A 21,677-nucleotide genomic window follows, 5' to 3' on the forward strand; every position below is an offset into this window, starting at 1 on the left:
AATAAAATAGCTAAAACTTAATCAAAATAATTCATCAACGCAAATTCTTATATTATTACTACACATTGTTGTTATCTCACTTCTACCTACTTAACAGGATTTTGAATAATGCAGCAAAGCAGAACATATAAGGTGCAGAAAAAGTGGATGCAAAAGGTTTTAAACGCGGTGAAGGATTTAGTACAAGATCCTGATGACGAGGATACTCAGGCTGTGTTGCGTCACCAATTGAAAAAACTGCTAACTGAAGATGCAATCTTAGCTTCGGAAATAGCGCAGCTTTGGCAGGAGGCAAAGCCAACCCCTGTGTCTGTCATTGCTAGTGGCGATCGCTCCGTAGCTGCTAGTGGTAGCGTGAGCGGCATTATCAACACAGGTGATAGCAATACAAACGTTATGGGAGCGAAATGAGCAATTGATGTTTTTGGCTATTATACTACAATGATGTAAATATGGAGGCTACAATTGAGAAAATTTTAGTGATCGCCAAATAATTCCAAATCATGGTGATCGTGACAACATAAGAACCATCTGTAAGGCTTGAACCAAAAGGCAGACTCTGTGACAGATATTAATGATTTGAGGGGTATCCTCAACCGATTGGCAGCAAACACTTGTAATGATGATGATTTTGAGAGGCTATGCCAAATCCTTGGCAGTAAACAGATTATCCTCGCTCCTGGTAAAGGATCTGTAGCTGTGGGTGGCAGTATAAGTGATGCTGTCATTATCACTGGTGATAACAACGTGGTCTATAAAGGCCCCAATGCTGAAGCCGTTTACCAAATCGTTCAAGATGTTTTGAAATCATTTAAGGTTTCTGCCTTACTCACACACAGCGAATTTTCCGAATCAGCGGTAATAACAGCGAAAAAGCTAGCTGGCTATTGGGAAGTTTTAGTAGGACGGGACGAATTACTTGCTCAAATTAAATCCCTCCTTGCTGAGTCTCCAGATGTGATTGTACTGCATGGATCTGGGGGGATTGGCAAAACCCGTTTTTTGTTAGATCTTCCTAAAATTATTCCCAGTGAAACGTCTCTGCGGTACGTTCGGATTCGAGCCGAATCTATAGAGAATGACCTAGCTTCATTGGATGGTAACAGCCGTCATGTAATCGTTGTAGATGATGCTCACCGCTTTGGACTTTTACACCAATTGGGTGACATATTAGTAAATTCCAAACTAGCTGGTAAAGTCACACTTGTCCTAGTTACGCGTAGCGTTTTCAAAGATTCAGTCACCGAAAAATTAGGCTATTTGGCTGGAGATCAAGTCAGTGAAATTGAGGTTAAACCTTTAGAAAACATCGATATAGACCAACTCCTACAAACCCCACCCTATGAAATTACACACGATGATACACGCCATATTTTAGTTCGTATTGCCAAGGGAGATCCACTGATTGCTGGTGTCGCAGCTCGTTTAGTTCAGCGCGGTGAATCAGTGATAAATCTCAACCGTGAGCAAGTACTTACCCGCTATTTGAATGAAATCATCCACCAGTTAGCTGAAGCTGGGTATGACGATCACTATATCAACTACCTGGAGATTCTGGCAGCTTTAGGGACAATTGATCTAAATAATCAGGAGTTACGAGAGAAAGTTCAAAAAGTTGTGAATATCTCGCAATCTGATGAAGACCGAGTAATTTCTCGATTAGTAAGTGCTGGTATAGTGGAACGTTACTGGAAGACTATAAAGATTACCTCTGAAGTTCTGGCTGACCATATTTTGCTCCACCACTTCTTCCAGACTAAACAAGCAGACTACCAAAAGAAAATTATTGAGCCATTTTTTGAATTAAAACCTAAAGAAATTTTGACAACTTTAGCAGAAGCAGAAGTTAAAGGTGAGACTCAGGCAGGTCTGTTACTAGATCATAAATTATATGAATTGCATAAAATTATAAATAAGGGAGGCAACATTGCTCGACTGTCTGTATTGAAATGGCTACGAAATTTAGCTTATCTGCGTTCGGAAGATGTACTGTCGCTTGTGGCAGATATTGTGGATGAACCAGAACAGCTTCCTGAGTTTTATCAGCATAGTTTAATGGGTAACTGGCAAATTAAACATGAGTGGGTATTGAGCGAAGCTGTAGAAATTTTGCATTATACCTACATAGGTAGTCTGTCAGATTCTATAGTTTACCTACACAAACTTGCTAGATATCGACCATTAGCAACAGAGTATACTCAGGTTCGTGAAAAAGCAAGCAAAGCACTAATTGAAATTGCTGAGATTAAATTAAATAAGCCATACGATGTACAACTAACCCTTCTTAATAATATAGAACTTTGGCTAAAGGAAGATTTTATAAACAACTTAGACCTGAACCTTTCATTGATTAAACCCATGCTCAATATGGTGGTTGATAGTACGAAACAAGACCCCATTAAGTATATGCAAATAGTTATGCATCGGGGATGTTTACAACCATCTGAATCCTTACGCAAAATTCGTGAGCAAGCTTTAGGGATACTTTACCAAGCATATAGTCAAGCATCTAACTTACCAGAGCGATTAAAAATTATAAAATCTCTAGAATTAGCTATATTGTTACCTCATTCAATTGATGTTACAGAAGTCGATGCTGACACTTGGAGTTGGCTAAAACCAGACTGTCAAAACACAGCACAATTTTTATTAAATGTGGTGATTTCTAACACAGAATTACCTATTTTAGATGTTGTAAAAGAGTGGTTAAGGTATGCATCACGCTTCATCTGTTACCCATTAGATGAATTGGAACAGTTGAGGCAGCACTTAAAAAATAACGACCTCTATCAACTATATCGGGTCTTATTTAGAAATCAGTTGTGGGATGATTTAGAAGATGATTACCTCGATGCAAAAGCACTTGGAGAACGTCATCAGCAGGCAATTGAGCATTATCTTGAAGGTCTTTCTCCTACAACAATAGAAAAGGTAATCTGTGAATTAGAGATTATATTATCCCAATGCACAATTGCTAGTGAAAGTAGTACATTTTGGTTTGAAAATTTGTTTTACAAGCTGGGAGAAAAACATCCCGAACTTGCACAGCAAATGGTAGAGCAGGCGCTATCTGAGAATCTAACCATCAAACAGCAACTTGGCCGCGTAATTGGAGGATTATATCGGAGTAATTTAGAGGTAGCTTGGTCTTACATAAAGTCATGGGTTGATACTGATGATGTAGTTCTGTGGCTGGCTGTTGCAGGTAGTTACCATTTTCTAGATTGGAGTGTATTTCAGGATAAAGAGTGGGAAGTTTTATACTGCCTTATAACCAAGCAATCTTCACAAGTTGATTTGAAAATTCTTGAGCTTATATCGCAGTTTGCACCACATAATCCCCTGCGCTCAATCGAGTTTCTCAAAATAATTGCTAATCGTGGTGATGAAGGTGTGCTACTGCGTTTAGCAGAGGTGCTATCTTGGTCTTTTAAATATTCTCAAGATGGATGGGGAAAAAAGTTCATAACATCTGAGGATTTTTTAAACATTGTCCAAAACTTTGAACGCCTTTCACGCCTAGACTATGCGGCTGAAGAGTGTTTGGCTATTCTGGGGAAAATTGACCCCATGAAAGTTATAGATTTTATAGAACGCCGAATCATAATTCAAGGTGAACAGCATGGAATAAGTGAGTATTATGAGGCAATCCATTTACCTTATTCTCTTGTTGCAAAAAGCATACAGTCTAGTACAGAATACTCTAATGTACTGCGTCGAGTGCGTGACTGGATGCTGCGAAAAGATGTTTGGTTCTATAAGACTCCCAAAGTATTAAAAGAAATTGCTATTAGCTTATCAGAGCCTTTATACAGTGTTTTAATAGAGTGGGTAAAATCCGGTGACGTTCAGAAACTATATGCAGTAGCTAAAATTTTGCGTGTTTTTAATAGTGGTCAACTTTTCTACTCTTTGAGTCGAGAAATTATTTGTAATACAAATGATGAAATTATACTAAGTTATATTCGTACTTCTATTGGTTCAACACCAGGAGCGATTTTGGGGGGATTTTCAAATCACGCCAGACAGCGCCAAGAAGAAATATATTCTTGGTTAGAAGATGAAAATTTCCGGGTTCGGCGCTTTGCAAATAAAATGAAACAATCACTACAGCAAGACTTAGAACGTGAGTTGGAAATAGAAGAATTTGAGGAACGCAATTGGTAGCGACAATCAGCTTTCTGTGAAAACTTATTGCCGGATGAAATCTTAGAAAATTTGGAAAACACTAAGTTTGCAAACACGCGCTATGTTTCTTTGCAAGCAGTAAAATGCAGTTTTGGCTATTGTTAGCTATATTAGCAATTTGCTGTATTAATTATTTCTGATTACAGTTATGCACTCTACATTTACACATGGTTATGCTCTCCTCATTGGAGTGGGGGAGTCAGCAGAACGTCGCTTGTCCCTCCCCGTAACAGTGAAGGATATGCAAGCACTGCGGCAGATACTGGTAAATCCCAACTTATGTGCTTATCCAGACAATGACCAACATATTCGCCTGCTACACGACCAAAGTGCAACAAGACAAGCAATCTTAGACGGGCTGGTGTGGTTGAAACAACAAGCAACATCTGACCCGGAAGCAACAGTAGTCGTGTACTATTCCGGTCACGGTTGGCTGGACACCAAAAATAATCGTTACTACCTGTTACAGCATGATGTTAACGCCTTTGACTGGCAGGGTTCGGCCTTAGCATCTGAGGATTTTAACAATGTCCTACATGAGATTCCCGCAAAACGACTGCTGGTAATAATTGATAGTTGTCACGCCGCAGGCATGGCAACTACCAAGGATGGAGAACAGGAACTGATACTACCCCCTGGTGTAGTAGCAACTGCGGAACCAAAAGGTTTAATTGAAGACCTGAAGCAGGGTGAAGGACGGGTAGTGTTTACATCTTGTCGTGGTGAACAAAGTTCTTGGGTTCGTCCTGACAACTCCATGAGTGTTTACACTTATCACCTGATTGAGGCGTTAAAAGGATCTGCCAATAAACCCGGGGAAACAGAGGTGAAGGTGTCTAACCTGATGAACTACCTCGGTAAAGCAGTGCCTGAGAGTGTTAGAGCAATGGGCAAAGAGCAAACACCAAGATTTGAAATTAATACAGAAGATTTTGCAATTGCTCTCCTCCAAGGTGGCAAAGGACTGCCTGCGGAGGGATGGGATGCTGTACAGGATACTACCACCGAGCAAATACAAGCTTTAGTTCAGGCATCAGGCGATCGCAGTGTGGCAGCTGGTGGAGAAATGCGCGATAACCAGATAGTACAGGGTAATGGAAATACTGCAATGCAAGGCATCAACATTGGCAGCGCAAGAGATGTAAATTTGGGGAATAATAAATAGGAACCATAGCAATGCCGGAAAACCTGCAAGAAATAATCAATCGTATTGAAAATGGTATAGGGACTGAGGCAGACGTTCAGGCTTTAGTATCTGCTGTTGAGTCAAAACAGATTACCTTAGCTACTGGAGAGCGAGCAGTATCGTTTGGTGGCGATGTCTCTGATGTAGTTATAGTAACCGGAGATAAAAATATCGTAATTAAGGGTACGAGTGCTGAGGAAATTAAGCAGGTCTTTTGTAAAATCGAACAACTTGCAGCATTATTTGAAGACAGGTTATTGTCTGCAATAATTTCTCGTATCCCAGTTGATAGTTCTGCTGTTTTAGTGACCGAGCATCAAGCAGAGCTTAACCATGCAAAAGATTTAATCAATGGCTACAACTACAGACAAGCTTTGGAATATTTGGAAAAACTGAAGAAACGGATATGGGATAGCACGCAGCCTATTGTTAAATACAGGCTTTTAGGCAATATTGGCATGGCAAAACTCAACTTACATCAATATGTAGACGCTGGTAAATATTTGATTCAAGCCTTGCACTATAATTCAGAAGATGAAAATGCCCTTTACTTTGCTGCTGTTGGTAATTTGTTACTAGGACAGCCGAAGGAATCTGAACAATTAATCAATAAAGTTTTAAAAATAAATCCTACAAATGAAAGTGCTTATGCACTATTAATTCAAATTTACCCAGATGAAGACATAGAAATTATAATCAATAAAGTTCCAAAAGCTTATAGAAATTCAGCTAAAGTAGCTGGTGCTTTAGGGAATATAACAAGACAAAAATTAGATTTTGTTCAGGCTGAAAAGTGGTTACAAACTGCAATTGATAATGATACAGAAAATTTAATTGAAATTAAAGCTGATTTAGGAACACTCTTACTAGAGTCATTTAGTACAGATTCTCTATTAACTTACACCCAACAGCTTGATGATTCAGACAAAAGCAAGATACAGAAAGCTATTCTCCTTTTAACAGAAGCCTGGAATCAGGTAGCGAGTACCGACTTTGGTAAACTGCGTTCTGGATGGGTTTTTAATCGCGCTATAGCTAAAAGAATGCTTGGACTTTGGGAAGAAGCTATTAGGGATCTTGATATCGCATTACAAATTGAGCCAGAAAATCCTGTTTTTATCAGAGAAAAATCGCTACTACTTCATTTTTACAAAGGTGATAATAGCACAGCTATTAATTTACTCAAAGGTATTCAAGGAGCAAAGGAAGTTTCAGAAGCACCTCTCCTACTTGCTAATCTTTTAGCATTAACAAAAGACTATAATCAAGCTAGAGAAGTTATTACCACTTTCATTCATCAAAATCCCGAACAACCATTACTAGAATGGGCGCAAAGAATTTTAATTCAATTATATATAAATACTCAAGATGTAACTAATGCACTTAAAATATATAATTCAATTCAAGATAAAGAGCTAAAAAAAATTAATGATTTAATAAATTTAGCTTTATTGGCAAAATTTTTAGATGATAAAAATGATTCTTTAAAGTTTTTGCAAGAAGCCAGAGACAATATTAATATATCAACTCCAGCACAATGGGTTTTAGAATTAGCAAATGCTTTTTCATCCATTGGTGAATATACAGATGCAGTGAATTTATATGAAAAAATAGTCAACACAACCCTAGATACTCCTTTAAATCATAGTTTAATTGAACTCTACTATAATTCTGGACAGTTTCGCCAAGCTTTTAATATTTGTCAGTTACTTTACGAAAAGTATGGTGCTTCACAATTTGTCTGCCATATGCTTTCACTTATTCAAGAAGATATTGGAAACTTACCAGAAGCGAAAAGAATCTGTAATGAATATTTGCAATTTTCACCTGATGACTTACAGATGAAAATTCGTCTAGCTTTAATTAACTCCCGTATTGGCGCAGTAGATGAGCTAGATAATTTCTTGAATTTACCTATTGATATAAATAAGCTATCTTTTGACTTGGGTTTACAAATTGTATATTTATATGGTTTAAGAGGATTTAAAGAAAAATATTTTGAAACACTGTATCAACTAAGAAAGATATTTTTTAATCACGGGAAAGCCCATTTCAATTATTTCGTTGCATTTATTGAACGCGAAACTAATAGCAACAGTTTATTGGAACACACTGAAGTTCGTGCCAATTCAGCAGTTTGCTTGCAAGACCAATACGGAACACCTTCTTGGTTTATCTTAGTAGATGACGATAATGTAGAAGTTAAACAGAACGAAATTAATTTAAAAGATTCTTTAGCGCAAAAGCTACTTGGTAAAGTTATAGGGGATGAAGTCACATTAAAAGAAGATTACATTAGTAAAGATACTAGAAAAATAATTGATATCAAAAGTAAATATGTTTACGCCTTTCAAAAAAGTTTAGAATTACTTGCGAGTAGATTTCCAGATACTCCTGGTTTCTGGACGGTAAAAATAGATATTAACGAATCTCAAGATCAACTGCCTAAGAGTATTGAAAACGTACTTGATAAGAGTAGCGATAGTTCTCTAGAGCTTGAAAAATTATACAAGCAACGCGGGCTTCCCATAGGTGTATTTGCCAAACTTGCCCAACGAGATGTATTGTCAGTATGGGGTGGGTTAATAAGCAAAGAAGATTTAGGTATACACTGTTGTATTGGAACTGCTGAAGAGAGGAATCACGCTAACTCGTTACTCGTAACTAAGCCTATTAGATTAGTAATTGATATCGTTTCAATTCTAACATTACATGGATTAGATGCTGCTGATGTAGTAGTAAATGTATTTGGAAAGCTGGGAATAGCACAATCAACTATAGATATTTTACAAAAAGCTCTTAAAGATCACAGAATAAATGAATCAAAACAGTCCGCTTTTTTTGGGAAAGAAGGCAATAAGTATTTTATCCATGAAACTGCACCCGAAGCAGTAAAAACTTTTGCGGACTATCTAGAAAAAACGATTTCTTGGATTAAGACCAATTGTGAAATATTACCCTGTACCGCAGCTTTAGATGTAGGAAAAGACGAAAGGTTTGAATTACAAGAATTGATTGGTACTTCATTCTCTGACACAATATTAATTGCAAGTGAACCAGGAAACTTACTCTACTCAGATGATTGGATATTACGACAAATTGCAAAAGCAAAGTTTGATATTGATGGGGTGTGGACACAGTTAGTTTTAATGCACTGCCGAACCGCCAATGTTCTAGAAAAAGATAATTACAACGAAATGGTAATTAAGCTGGTTCTTTCTAATTACCATTATACAAGCATAGATGCACACGTTTTAATTGAAGCAGCTAAAAAATCTGATTGGTTGGTAAAAAGACCCTTTACAAACTTACTCAATCTTCTTAGAAATCGAAATGTTAGCTTACTAATACTAAATGAAAAAATTGACAGGATGTCACTAAATTCTATTGTTACTGTAACTGTTGATTTTATGTATGAATTATGGCGAGAACAGAAAATTCAGCAGATATCTAATGAAAGACGAGATAGTTTAGTGATGGAAATGCTAAATGCAATGGTTCATGGTAGACAAAATCGGAACACTATTATAAATAAATTGATTGCTGAAGTTCAGCGTAAATTTTATTTACTTCCGTTTGAGGAACAGCAAATCATTCAATTAATAAATACTTGGAAATATGTACATTTTATTTGAAGTAATGATGTCTGCTAACGCAGACATAATTTAAAGTTTCAACCATTACATTAGTGGTGTTCTATTGTTTTATATTTATGAGAATTTGAAAAAAACCATGCTGAAAAAAACCACAAACCCAAAAACTGATTGACACCTTAAAACTACTCCCCCCACACTGGCCTATCATCCCCACTCAGGGAAAAAAACCATTAGGGTATCAATGGGAACAACACCCCTGGTCTCCTCAAACATTGCTGAACCAACTCCAGCAATATGAAAAAGTACCAGTCAGAAACCGCCATCACGGTTTTTACACAGTAACCCCCACAGGTATAGGTCTACTTTGCGGTCAAAACTCCCAGGAATTTTTAATCGCCATAGACTGTGATGGATACAGCGCCCATGCAGCAATTATCGCACATCAACCACTACCCACCACAGTTGCATTTACATCAGGACGACCAGGAAGGGCGCAATATTTACTGAAATTGCCAGGTAACACTCATCCTCAACTCAAATCCCGCAAAATCACTACCGCCCCCGGTGAAGTTTTAGAATTTAGAGGTACTAAACTACCATCAATACTTCCCCCCAGTATTCATCCACAAACAGGTTATTATCGTTGGCTGAGTGGTTGTCGTCCTGACCAAATCGAAATAGCGATCGCACCATCTTGGATAATTGAACAGATGACCAAACGTGCGAAACCACCAAAAAGAGATTACCACAAAAACAGTCACTCCTTACCAACCAATCCAGAATTTACAGGTGAGGAGACAGAAACAGCACTGCTATTACTAGAAATTATTCATCCTCGCTTTGCAGATAAATATGATTCATGGATCAAGGTGGGAATGGCTTTGAAATCAGTCAATCCTACCCTATTTTCTGCTTGGGAAGAATGGAGTCAGCTATCAGCTAAATACACACCAGGGGAGTGTGAATACAAATGGCAATCATTCAAGAAATGGGGAATGAATATGCAGATTTTACACCGTTTAGCTAATCTTTCTTAACTACAAATTATGTCAAAAATTGAAAATCAACAAATTGTAGATGAAGATGTAGAAGCTGACGATAACGATGCTGATTTCACCACTTCATTCACAGAAACTGATGTTGTTAACGTGGCCTTTGAAAAAGAAGATAGATTTGATTTTGACAGCAACACTATCATCTTAGGCATCCAAATTTTACCAGCAAATCAACACGATTTACGACAAGTGTTAATCACGGCTGGAATCAAGGGAGAACCACCAATTATGCAAGTTAGTACACTGCATGAAATCGAACAATCTCCAGTAATAGCTGAAGTTCTCACAAAACTAAAAGCTATTTTACCACAAATAGCAGAACAAGCCCAACAAAAAGAAACTCAAAAACAGAAATTATCTGTCAACCAATCAGAAAATAGCAAAATTGTCAATCCTCCTGATTTACCACCAACTAATCCTCACAAAACTAAACCCTCTAATCAATTAACACTGTTTTAATATGTCTTACATTTTGATGATTGAAGGTCAAGAAATACCCATAGCTGATGAAATTGCAGCTACTGACGAAACTCTCCGCAATGCCCTGACACCATTCTACCCAGAAATTGCTCATGCAGAAATTACGCGAACGGATAAAGAGGGAATCACCCAAATTCGCATGGTCAAAAAAGCAGGTACTAAAGGTTTAGGTGATATCCTCCAAACTCTAATTACTAGCGAACATCAATTTAACCCAGCTTTACTATTAAGCTGGCAAATCAAAATGTTAGAAATTCAAGGTCATCTGAATATCGAAAATCTGCTGTTATTACAAGATGAATTGGAAACAGCAATTACCACTGGGAGAGAATGGCAAACTGAATTAGACAAGAGTTTAAATATTCTCAAAAAATCTCCTCCTATACCTTCACAAATACCAATTTCTGGCTTCTAATGCAGTGTCAATATCAATTGGCTGCTGAGTCTTTGAAGAAATACCAGATTCCCCAAACTGTGCAAGAGGGAATTTGGTATTTAGAAGAACTCAGCGAACAAATTAATTACCTCAGTCTCTACAAAGAACTGTTCCCCGGTGAATGGTTATCCTCAAAAACTCCCTTGAGACAACATTCACATCCCAGTGTTTACAGTGACTTAGAAATTGAGTTTTTGGAACTGGTAAATGAGTGGTTATTTCCCATAGATTACCACGAAGATTTTCGGGAATGCACAGAAAGATACACAGAAATTCCCGTTTACGCCCAAAACACAGATTGGTGGGAAATAAGTTTAGAAGAACTCAGTTTCACAGAACAATTCCTCTTATCACTGATAGGTTATGGACATTCTCAAGAAGATTGGAATTCTTGCTTTGGTTTCATTCCTCATAAATTGGTAACAGTGGATAAAATCAATTGGGATAAACTTTCATTACTTTGTCAACAAACAACATCACCTTTGTCTCTACTTTATGATGCAATATCCATCATTGACCACAGCACAGAATGTATTTGGTTAAATGTAACTCATGAAGAATATGTCTCCTTTGATTGGGAACAAGCAGTGCTGAAATATTTAGCCGAACAATGGCAATTATGCCAAACATATTGCCAGAAAATGACAGAGTTTTCAGAATGGATTGAATCTTCTATTGACCATAGAAAACAGGTAATCAAACTATGGAACAAAGCACGGTATTAACTAACATTTTACCTCAACTCAACATTGGTGATATCTCACATTCAATTATTAACCAAACTACTCATGCAGAAACACTAGCACATCTGTTATTTCTGCCAGGACAATACCTTCTAGTTTATAAAGAAGGAGAAACAACAAATTACAAATTTATCGCTCCTGCTGCGTTGAGAGAAGCTTTTGCTGCTGAACCCATTGACTCAGGTTATTTACCAACAAATACCGTGAGGTGGGGAAGATGCCATAAAGGAGAATGGTTAGTGCAGTTTTATCCACCACAATGTTATTGCATCTCCTTGGAAAATACAACTTTTAAAATACCTATGCCGGGGTTAATCTTTGCCGGATGTAATCGTCAATATTGGATTTGGGCTATTAAGAAATTCGAGCAAAATTCTCCCCTGTTTTATGCACCTTTACCAAACGTGATGGAGAACGGTTCTATCTGTTTTGGTGAAAATTCTGTTCCCAATTGTTCCCCTGAAAATATCATGCAGGTATGGCAATTGTTTTGGCATAGTGCTTTTAATCAAGATTCAGTGCAGGGTAAATCTAAATCATATCCTGAAGATGTGCGATCGCATTTACAACAACTACACAACAACAAGTCTAAAAGATACCCCACACGGGATTTAGTGCCTTGGGGTAACAAAACCATTACCACTGCAATTGAGCAGATTATCTCATGACTATACCTGCGCTCATCAATTATCAATTTGCCACCAGCACCGATTTACCACCAATAACAGGCAAAATGATGGAATACTGGGTAGCTGGGAACGGAGTGTTTATTCGTGCTGCACGTCAAGGACTATCTGCGTGCTTTCCTATCAACCAATGCAGTATTCGCGGTTTACCCCATCTCACACCCTACTTTCACCTGCAATATCCCTTGGTTTCCGCTAGGTTAACGTTGCAAATTTTACAGTTAGCTCAAAATGCGGGACACCAAGAAATACTTTTTTATCTCTGCTTTACGGACGGAAAATGGCATCTGCACACCCCAGAACAAACTGCTACATCTACCAGTGTAACTCCAGTAGAGGCAACGAGCTTATCATATCAGACTGCGATGATTGAGATACACAGTCACCACAGTATGAGCGCACAATTTTCTACTACTGACGACGAGGAAGAATCTGGAAAATTTAGAATCTTTGCTGTTTTGGGTGAGATTTTCACTAATCCCCATATCTGCGTTCGTTTGGGTACATACAGCCACTTTTGGTATATCCCTGCTAACTGGGTATTTGAGTTACCAAGCTGTTTAACATCCAATTCAGTAGCATCTATATGATTACAGCTATTTTCAGGTAAACCACAGTTTTTGTTTCGCGCAGAGACGCAGAGGAACAAAGACACAAAGGAATCAATGTGTGATTTAAATAGTTGAAAACGGCTGTAAATAACCACAGAGACGCAGAGAACGCAGAGGTGAAGATTCAAGAAATAATACCGCTACAAAACAAATTGGATGTCACAGATATTACACCATGATGAAATTAGACCTATCTTTTGCTCATTCTGTCCCGCTTATGCTACCCGCACATAATCACGTTGAGTTCATAATTGTGGGTGCTGGTGGGACGGGTGGTTTTTTGATTCCGTCCGTTGCTAGACTGATGCTAGAGATTGAAGCAAACAGCAATAAAACAGCTTCTTGTATAATTGTAGATCCAGATATCATTGAACCTAAAAACATCCCCCGACAGAATTTTCAACAGTCTGAGGTTGGGTTATACAAAGCCGAAGTTCTAGCAGCTAGATACAGTTTAGCATTGGGAGTGAAAATTGGTGCGTTGGCGAAGTCCGCCGAAGGCATCGCTAAACCATTCACTAAAAAGATTATATCAGTCAGATGGCGTAAATTAACAGTGATTATCGGTTGTGTAGATAATGCTGCTGCGCGTGCTGAAATTAGCAGTTGCTTAGACCAAAATTACTCAGATTCTCCACCACAAATTTGGTGGTTAGATTGTGGTAATCATGCTAATTCTAGTTCTGGACAGGTAGTACTTGGTTCTACTAACGAATTTACTTTAGAAAGTGCTTTTGATAATCTTCAAAAACCTAACTTTTGCATTAATCTTCCCAGTCCTTCTAGACAACATCCAGAACTACTAACACCATTACCTGAAGAATTAAATTCAACACCGTTGTCCTGTGCTGAAATTCAAGCACGAAACCGCCAAAGCTTATTTGTTAATCAACAAGTAGCTGTTATTGCTGCGGAGTATTTGCTGGCATTAACATTAACTGGAGGTTTGAGAAAATTTGCAACCTATTTCCATAATACTACAGGTTCTTGTCGTTCACTATATACCTGTGTAGATTCTCTGAAAAAGTTTACAGATGAGGAAATAGTTCCACAAAATCGTTCAGTTTTAGTTTAGCAATACAGCATCAAATTACTCTCGCTGACGCGCTTCTCTCTTGGATAAATCCAAGGGAGAAAATTATTTATAAGACTTACGCAAAAAATCTTTTAAAATCTCATTTTTTGTGTATTTTAGGTCTTTGTAACTAACCACAGAGGCACAGAGAACACAGAGAATGAAAGTTTTAGCAATTTTGTGTGAGGCTAAAAAGAATACTGAAATCCATTGATTTATCTGTGTACCCTGCGGGAAGCAAGCTACATCTGCGTTTATCTGCGTTTAATTATTCTTAATATTTGGCGTTGCTGATTGAAAATATGAATATACCTCACGCAAAGAATCAAAGTTCAAGATTTAGCTTTTTTGAAATTTATAGCAATCCTAAATAAGATATGAACACCTCTTTTTTTCTACCTCTGCGCTCTCTGCGTCTCTGCGGTATGGCTAACGCCACGCTCCGCGAACGTTTTAAAAACTCCGTGATGCCTCCAGCACACTACGTGAACATAAATCAAATAGGATTGCTATATATCCAAATTCAGCAACGCCTGATGCTTTATTCTATACAGCTTCATATTAATTTGGCATTAAAAGATATTTTTGTAAGTCTTGAGAAATATTTGCAAGGCGAAAAAGCAGCTACAAAATATCTAAAACCTGTTTCAAAAGTTGAAATTAAAATACCACAAATAAAATCAATGCTCAACATTACTAAAGTACAACTGAGTGCTAGTGGATGGACTCTAAATATGCTTTCACCCAGAGTTGCTACCATCACCAGTCCTTTGGGACAAAGAAAAGTCACATATTTCGGTTTTGAAACTGAAGAAAAGGCACTCCAATTTAAACAATGGCTAATTGAAAATACCACTAATTCCTCTACTTATGTAAGAAAAGCAGAGCGGTTAAGTCAAAACTGGGAATGTAAATGTTGGAATGTACCAACAGAGTTAATAATTCAAATTGCCGAACTTGATATCAACGAACAAACTCAGCTTCAAAATCAACAAAATTAGTCCAAACAATAAATTATTTGACACCAAAACGACTAATTTATTATGCGCTACGCGCTAAGTATTTGATGATTTTAATCAGAAGGCGTAATCTCTATTTTAGATTAGGTTTCTAATTTTATAGAGGTGTATATCAACATAATAATGTATACACAAAACGCCTTTATTGTCAATTAAATCATCATATTTTCTGGCTAAAAATTGTACAATCTCTATCAAACCATGAAACTATCCCATTCATTTACAGCCAATATTACGAAAGACACTTATGTCAGTTCATATAACAATGGTAATAACCAATCTTGTTCATTTTTTGAAAATGGAGAAACCGTAACATTAAATTTTAATACTGATTGTCTTCATCAAATACGAGAAACTATCAAAGTTCTTCAACAAATTTATCAATCTCTTTCTCAACAACGACAACAGCAAATTACAAATGAGATTGAACAGTTAAATACTCATAGTCTCATCCCAGTTTCTCCAAATAATAACGGCAAATCTCACACAGTAGAAATAGGTTGATAAACAGACCTTTTTTATTGATTTACACAATAATTTGTAATAAATTACCACTTCAACCCAAGCAAAGGATGAAAAGCCGTAAAAATTGAGAAGATTTCATCTGTAATAAAACGCTAACACCTTTTATGTTGGTGGTTTTTAGCGATTAATAATTGGAACTTACCAAACATGATTTCTAGAAAATAACTACTCTGTATACAAAATACAGGGTGAATTAAGGTGTTTAGTGACAAACTAAGCACCTCTTATTTCATGGCTTTATTGACATCAAATTGAACCAAAATTATGAAATTCACAATTTCTCAAAAAGACCTCGCTGATACCCTTAACTTGGTTAGTTACGCTGTACCTAACAAACCTCATCACCCCATTCTCAACAATATATTATTGGTTGCGGATAAGCACGAACAACAAATTTTAGTGACTGCTTTTGATTTGAGTTTAGGAATTCGCGTTCAATGCAAATCTAGAATAGAACTAGAAGGTAAAATTGCCTTACCTGCTAAATTATTCACCCAAGTAATTTCTAGTCTTCCTAAACAAGATATTACTCTAGAAATTGTAGATAATGCAGCAATTATTACTCACTCTTGCGGTAAATGTCGAATTCAAACAGTTAGTCCTCAAGAGTTTCCATCTTTACCAGAAAATGAAGGTAAGAATATTATATTACCAGCAATTAAGTTGTTACAAGCATTAGAAGGAACATTATTTGCTGCTAGTCATGATGAAAATAAACAAGTTTTAGCTGGAGTTCATTTTCAATTTACTGATAGTAGTTGGGAAGCAGCAGCAACAGATGGACATCGGTTAGCAGTTGTTTCTGGTACAATAGAAATAGATGAAGAATTGACAGAAACTGCACAAAAAGAAGCTGATTCAAATACAGTAGAAATCACAATTCCTCAACCTACATTAATAGAATTACAAAAGATTTTGGGTACTGTAGGAGATAACAGCGAATGTACTATTAACATCGACAATGGAATTGCGGTATTTACATTACCCAATATCCAAATTACCACCAGATTATTAGAAGGAGATTATCCCAAATATTCATCTCTAATTCCCCAACAATTTCAACATCAAGTTATTGTTGATAGGAAATTATTAGATCATGCTCTAAAAAGAGTGGGAATTGTAGCTGACCAAAAGAATAAGATTGTCAAAATTATCTGTGACTACCAGCATCAACAAGCTACTTTATCTACTGAATCTTCAGATATTGCTGGTGCTGTGGAATCTTTAAATATTAAACCTCAAGATGGTTATCAGCAACAATTAGTCATGGGTTTTAATATCAAATATATGGAACAAGCTCTCAAATTCCTACCTACAAATGAGGTGTTGATTAATATCAACCAAACTACAACTCCTGTGGTTATTACTCCTGTTGATGGTATTCTCAATCAATTAATTTTGGTAATGCCAGTTCAACTTATTAATAATAACAGCACAACAATGGAAGAAGATACTTCAGATGATGAAGAAGTTATCGTCACAGAAAATATTTGCTCTGGAACTGAAGTAAATGAGGAAATAAATGTAGCTGCTGAAAGTGGGAATACGGAAGAAGTTGTTAAGGAGAAAAATAATCTGATGAACACAGATTCTTCTCCACAGAAAAACACAGCAAACACTAAAACTAATTCTCAAACTTCTGCAAATTCTACTTCTAAACCTAGAGGAAGAAAAAAGAAAGTTGCTGCTGCATAGGGTCAAAAGAGGCAGGGGAGCAGGGTGCGGGGGGCAGGGGGGAAGAATGGAAGACTGAGACAGAGCTTTTAGAGAACTCCACAAAAAAGATGATCCAAATTTCTGCAACTAAAATGACCTTTCCTCCCCCTGCTCCCCGCTCCCTGCCCCCCTGCTCTCAAAACAACGGGATATTTTTTTATTTGGAAGTCTCTTACTCCACCCCAGTCCAATCGCCCTGGAAGGGCAGCTTCGTACCGATGTTTCGCTTTGCTGCACACAGAGAGGGAAAGCTTCCCCTGCGAGAAAGCCCCGTTCCCCTCTGCCTCTTCGGTGACTGAATCAAAAATTGCAGTGGTTGAGATTTAGCTAATACTAATTCTGTATAAAGATGAGCCACATTTGTCTTTCCCCCTACCCCCTGCTCCCTGCTCCCCTGCCTATTTTCACACCCCAAGTTTATTACTAATACATAAGCTTGGGGAAATTCAACATATCTGCATTTGAAAAACATGACATATCAACCACTTCACCTGAAATATCGCCCTCAGTCCTTTGCTGAACTTGTTGGTCAAAGAGCGATCGCAACTACTCTCACCAATGCTATCACATCCCAACGAATTGCCCCGGCGTACTTATTCACTGGACCCAGAGGTACAGGTAAGACTTCCAGCGCCCGCATTTTTGCCAAATCTCTCAATTGTCAACATGGTAATTCTCCCACTCCCTGCGGCCAGTGCAATTCATGTACCAGCATCTCCAAAGGCTTATCTCTGGATGTGGTAGAAATAGATGCTGCTAGTAACTCTGGTGTTGAAAATATCAGACAAATTATTGACCGCACCCACATTATACCTATCAACAGCCGCTACAAGGTGTTTGTTTTAGATGAAGTGCATAGCCTCAGTTCACAAGGATTTCAGGCTTTACTCAAAACCTTGGAAGAACCACCAAAAAATGTAGTGTTTATCCTCTGCACCACAGAAATTCACAAAGTTCCTGCAACAATAATTTCTCGTTGTCAAAGGTTCGATTTTAAAAGAATTGGTGTTGGGGATATGATACAACACCTCAACCAAATTGTAAATGAGGAATTAATTGATATTACTCCAGAAGCATTACGTCTCGTTGCACAAATTTCTTCTGGTTGTTTGCGGGATAGTCAATGTTTATTGGATCAATTGAGTTTACTAAATATGACTATTGACCAAAATTGGGTGTGGGAAATGGTGGGAAATGTGCCTGAATATGAATTGCTAACAATGGTGGAAAGAATTGCTGAAAATGATAGTAATTCAATCATTACCATTATTCGGAATTTGTTGGAATGGGGTAAAGAACCTTTAGTAATTCTGCAAAATCTCACCAGCTTTTATCGAGATATGTTGATTGCTAAAACATCTCCTAGCAGTAAGGAAATGGTAATGTTAACTGAAGATACTTGGCAACAATTGTGTCAAATAGCTAAAACTTGGGAAACTACAACTATTTTAGCAGGACAGCAGCACTTGAGACAATGTGAAGTGCAAATCAAATTATCTACTCAACCACAGTTATGGTTAGAGGTTGCTATTTTAGGTTTACTACCTGCTGCTAATTCTACAGATTCGAGTCAATTTATTCCCATTGCTGAAAATCCACCTTGGACGAATTGGAAAACACCTGCTGATGCGATCGCTTGGGGACAACAGAAGTTACCAAATATGAGTCTTGAATCCCTGCAAGAACATTGGAATTCTTTGATTCCAGTCAATGGTAAAAAAGCTCCTATTTGGGTAGAAACGGTACAACAGTTATCCTCTTCTCGATAAAAGATTATCAATAAAAATTGAAAATTCAAAATTAGCTATTCAACTAGATACAGCACTTTTGGAGTAAATGAGGTACACCAATTTTAGAACGTAGTTTTAAAACTTAAAGTTCAATCGGTTACTGTACCTCATAAACCTCGAATCTGCTGTAATTACTACTTCCTTCTTGCTATCAGTTTACCTATCTCCTTGCTTTTCTCTTTTCTTATCTTCTTCCTTCGTGTTCTTCGTACCTATGCCTACGGAAAGCTTCGCAAACGTGGTTCATTCAATCAGTATTTTCTGGAAGAAAAGGAGTAATTAGTCATTCGTAATAGCTCAGTCTATCTATTTCAAATTATTTGTTACCATTGGAGTAATAATCATGCAAATATCTTGTCAATTTAAAAGTGGAGAATCATGTACACAAAGTTTAAATACTTTAGAGGAATTATGTGAATTTGTCAAAAATCACCCGGTATCCTCTTACAATTTCCACGTTAATTCTGTGATTTACCAACTGTTGAAAATAACAACCTGTGAATGGCGTGAACATCCGAAAATTCTCCTGAATGTTCAAGGAAAAGTCTTACCTCAAGAACTGACGATTACACATTTAGACGACTTTCACTATTTCTTATATCAGTATCCGTCACCACAATATTTACTGGAAATCAATTCTGCACTTTTCAAAATGCAAAAGATAGGAACTATTGGTAAGTAACCAACACCAAAAATGAACATTAATTACAATCATCGTCATTTTATCAGCAAAAGCGATAATCAAATTACTGTTGCTGAAGATAAATTAAACATCTTCTACACAGATGATACAGTTTATCAATCCTGGCAACCTTTACAGACTATTAAACCTTACAATGCCCTGAAGCAAATGGTTATTGACATTGAAACTTCAGGGCTGATTCCCAGTAAAGATAGAATTTTCGCTATTGGTTGTATGAATGAATTGGGCGAGTATTTTGTATTTATGGATGAAAATGAATCAAAATTACTCTGCCAATTTATTTCCTATTTTCAGTCTATATCTCCTGATCTAGTTCTCACATACAATGGTACAGATTTTGATTTTCCATTTATCATTACTAGATGCCTAATCAATAACATATCTCATCCATTTACTATTTCTCAGCAATCGAGAATTATCAAGACAGCACAGGTATTTGGTAAACCTATGAATATTTCCGAAATATTCATCAGCAACAGCCAACATATTGATGTGTATATTTGTGTCCTGAGATGGGATTTTGTTAATAAAGCTTTATATCAACATTCCCTCAAAAGTGCAGTTATAGAAATGGGATTGCGAGAATCTGCTAGGTTGGTTTTAACTCTCCAAGAAATTCAACATTGTTGGGGTGAAGGTGCAGGTTCTCAAGGATGGGAAAAAATCAGAAAATACCTAATTTATGACTTGGAAGATACGAAATTAATTGCTGATAAATTAGTGCCTTCCTATTACTATGAATCGCTGATAGTACCAGGTATGAATTTACAACAACTATCGCTCACTGGTAATGGTACTAAATGGCAGCGAGTTTTAGAAAGACAATATCCAGGTTACAAACCAACTGCTGATCTGAAGTTGAAATTTGAGGGAGGACTGGTAATTTCTGTACCAGGTTTACACAAACACATTGCCAAAATTGATGTTTCCAGTCTATATCCCAGCATTATGCTTAAATATGGTATTTGCTCCCGCAAGGATACGCAACGAGTGGGTTTAAGTATTCTCAATTATCTCACCAGAGAACGACTCAGACTCAAAGAATTAGGAAAAGCTGGAGATTTAGCTGCTAAACAAGCTGAAGCGGCTCTCAAAGTGTTAATCAACTCGTTGTTTGGCTTTTATGGGACTTCTGGTGTTGGTTTTAACGATATGGAAGCTGCTGCACTGGTTACAGCTTATGGTAGACGGATTTTGCGATTCATGATTGATGTGATTGAAAAAGCGGGAGGTATCCAGGTTGAAAGTGATACTGATGGTGTGTTCTTCTCCCACTCTGAACCTCTGCTGATATTTGAAAAGCTTCAAAATGCTTTACCTACTGGTATCAAAATTGAGTTGGAAATTCTTGCTAAAGCGATGTTTGTTCCCTCTAGAGGAGCTAAGAATTATATTATCTGGCATGAAGATGGTAAAATAACTACTAAGGGTTCATGGCGGAAAAGAGACCGTTCTCGTCTAGAAAAGGAGTTTCCTTTGAACTACTTGACACAATATCTTCTGTCAAAGGCTAAGGCAGAACAATATTACCAGGAATTAACCAAGGTTATTCGTTCTGGTGATTTTCCTGTGGAACAGTTACAGGTTACTCGGAAAATTAAGAAAGGTGAAAAGGCTCTTTTGGTTCTGGGTAATACTGGGGATGTTGTGACTTTTTATCAAGGAATTACGGGGTTGACTAATTCTGAAGCCTATTCCAGTGGGTATTATTTGGAGTTGCTCGCTAAAAAACGAGATGAGTTACTTTCGGTTGTTGAGCCTCAAGGTGATGTGGGAAAGCAGTTGAGTCTGTTTTGAGTGGGGGATTATACTAATGATGAGAGCGATCGTCTATGGGATTTGAGGGGGCGATCGCTTGTCTACCGTTA

17 protein-coding genes are annotated in these 21,677 nt (G+C 37.3%); all 17 read left to right on the forward strand.

Annotation, left to right across the window (positions count from 1 at the left end; genetic code table 11):
* Positions 1 to 147 precede the first annotated feature (147 nt).
* The 17 genes from VB713_RS07685 to VB713_RS07765 all read left to right on the forward strand — a co-directional run bounded on the left by VB713_RS07685 (position 148) and on the right by VB713_RS07765 (position 21,606).
* A complete protein-coding gene (locus VB713_RS07685) occupies positions 148 to 411 on the forward strand; it encodes a hypothetical protein (protein ID WP_323310974.1) in 264 nt (87 codons plus the stop codon).
* Positions 412 to 561: 150 nt separating this feature from the next.
* Positions 562 to 4,167: an ATP-binding protein gene (locus tag VB713_RS07690; protein WP_323310975.1), complete on the forward strand. Its 3,606-nt coding sequence runs from the start codon at positions 562 to 564 to the stop codon at positions 4,165 to 4,167.
* A 169-nt stretch (positions 4,168 to 4,336) separates the two neighbouring features.
* Complete coding sequence (locus VB713_RS07695; RefSeq protein WP_323310976.1) at positions 4,337 to 5,353, forward strand: caspase family protein; 1,017 nt, start codon at positions 4,337 to 4,339, stop codon at positions 5,351 to 5,353.
* Between the two features lie 11 nt (positions 5,354 to 5,364).
* The gene (locus VB713_RS07700) at positions 5,365 to 9,009 is read left to right on the forward strand and encodes a tetratricopeptide repeat protein (protein WP_323310977.1); all 3,645 of its coding nucleotides are present in this window, start codon (positions 5,365 to 5,367) and stop codon (positions 9,007 to 9,009) included.
* Between the two features lie 164 nt (positions 9,010 to 9,173).
* A complete protein-coding gene (locus tag VB713_RS07705) occupies positions 9,174 to 10,007 on the forward strand; it encodes a bifunctional DNA primase/polymerase (RefSeq protein ID WP_323311002.1) in 834 nt (277 codons plus the stop codon).
* Between the two features lie 9 nt (positions 10,008 to 10,016).
* The gene (locus tag VB713_RS07710) at positions 10,017 to 10,484 is read left to right on the forward strand and encodes a hypothetical protein (RefSeq protein WP_323310978.1); all 468 of its coding nucleotides are present in this window, start codon (positions 10,017 to 10,019) and stop codon (positions 10,482 to 10,484) included.
* 1 nt (position 10,485) lies between these two features.
* Complete coding sequence (locus VB713_RS07715) at positions 10,486 to 10,920, forward strand: hypothetical protein (RefSeq protein WP_323310979.1); 435 nt, start codon at positions 10,486 to 10,488, stop codon at positions 10,918 to 10,920.
* On the forward strand, positions 10,920 to 11,666 hold the full coding sequence (locus VB713_RS07720; RefSeq protein WP_323310980.1) for a hypothetical protein: 747 nt from the start codon (positions 10,920 to 10,922) through the stop codon (positions 11,664 to 11,666). Before VB713_RS07715 ends, VB713_RS07720 begins: the two co-directional genes overlap by 1 nt.
* Positions 11,645 to 12,352: a hypothetical protein gene (locus VB713_RS07725; protein WP_323310981.1), complete on the forward strand. Its 708-nt coding sequence runs from the start codon at positions 11,645 to 11,647 to the stop codon at positions 12,350 to 12,352. The genes VB713_RS07720 and VB713_RS07725 overlap by 22 nt, the downstream gene beginning before the upstream one ends.
* A complete protein-coding gene (locus VB713_RS07730; RefSeq protein WP_323310982.1) occupies positions 12,349 to 12,960 on the forward strand; it encodes a hypothetical protein in 612 nt (203 codons plus the stop codon). Before VB713_RS07725 ends, VB713_RS07730 begins: the two co-directional genes overlap by 4 nt.
* A gap of 196 nt (positions 12,961 to 13,156) precedes the next feature.
* Positions 13,157 to 14,056 carry a ThiF family adenylyltransferase gene (locus VB713_RS07735; protein ID WP_323310983.1) on the forward strand — a complete coding sequence of 300 codons (900 nt, stop codon included), beginning with the start codon at positions 13,157 to 13,159 and terminating at the stop codon, positions 14,054 to 14,056.
* A gap of 377 nt (positions 14,057 to 14,433) precedes the next feature.
* On the forward strand, positions 14,434 to 15,057 hold the full coding sequence (locus VB713_RS07740) for a hypothetical protein (RefSeq protein WP_323310984.1): 624 nt from the start codon (positions 14,434 to 14,436) through the stop codon (positions 15,055 to 15,057).
* A 219-nt stretch (positions 15,058 to 15,276) separates the two neighbouring features.
* The gene (locus VB713_RS07745) at positions 15,277 to 15,579 is read left to right on the forward strand and encodes a hypothetical protein (RefSeq protein WP_323310985.1); all 303 of its coding nucleotides are present in this window, start codon (positions 15,277 to 15,279) and stop codon (positions 15,577 to 15,579) included.
* Between the two features lie 285 nt (positions 15,580 to 15,864).
* Positions 15,865 to 17,295 (forward strand): DNA polymerase III subunit beta, encoded by a 1,431-nt coding sequence (dnaN, locus tag VB713_RS07750; protein ID WP_323310986.1) that lies wholly within the window; start codon positions 15,865 to 15,867, stop codon positions 17,293 to 17,295.
* Positions 17,296 to 17,786: 491 nt separating this feature from the next.
* Positions 17,787 to 19,085: a DNA polymerase III subunit gamma/tau gene (locus tag VB713_RS07755; protein WP_323310987.1), complete on the forward strand. Its 1,299-nt coding sequence runs from the start codon at positions 17,787 to 17,789 to the stop codon at positions 19,083 to 19,085.
* A 364-nt stretch (positions 19,086 to 19,449) separates the two neighbouring features.
* Positions 19,450 to 19,788, forward strand: a complete 339-nt coding sequence (locus VB713_RS07760; protein WP_323310988.1) for a hypothetical protein — start codon at positions 19,450 to 19,452, stop codon at positions 19,786 to 19,788.
* A 12-nt stretch (positions 19,789 to 19,800) separates the two neighbouring features.
* On the forward strand, positions 19,801 to 21,606 hold the full coding sequence (locus VB713_RS07765; protein ID WP_323310989.1) for a DNA polymerase domain-containing protein: 1,806 nt from the start codon (positions 19,801 to 19,803) through the stop codon (positions 21,604 to 21,606).
* Positions 21,607 to 21,677: the final 71 nt, after the last annotated feature.

This window comes from Anabaena cylindrica UHCC 0172 (genome assembly GCF_034931625.1).
Taxonomy (GTDB): domain Bacteria; phylum Cyanobacteriota; class Cyanobacteriia; order Cyanobacteriales; family Nostocaceae; genus Anabaena; species Anabaena cylindrica_A.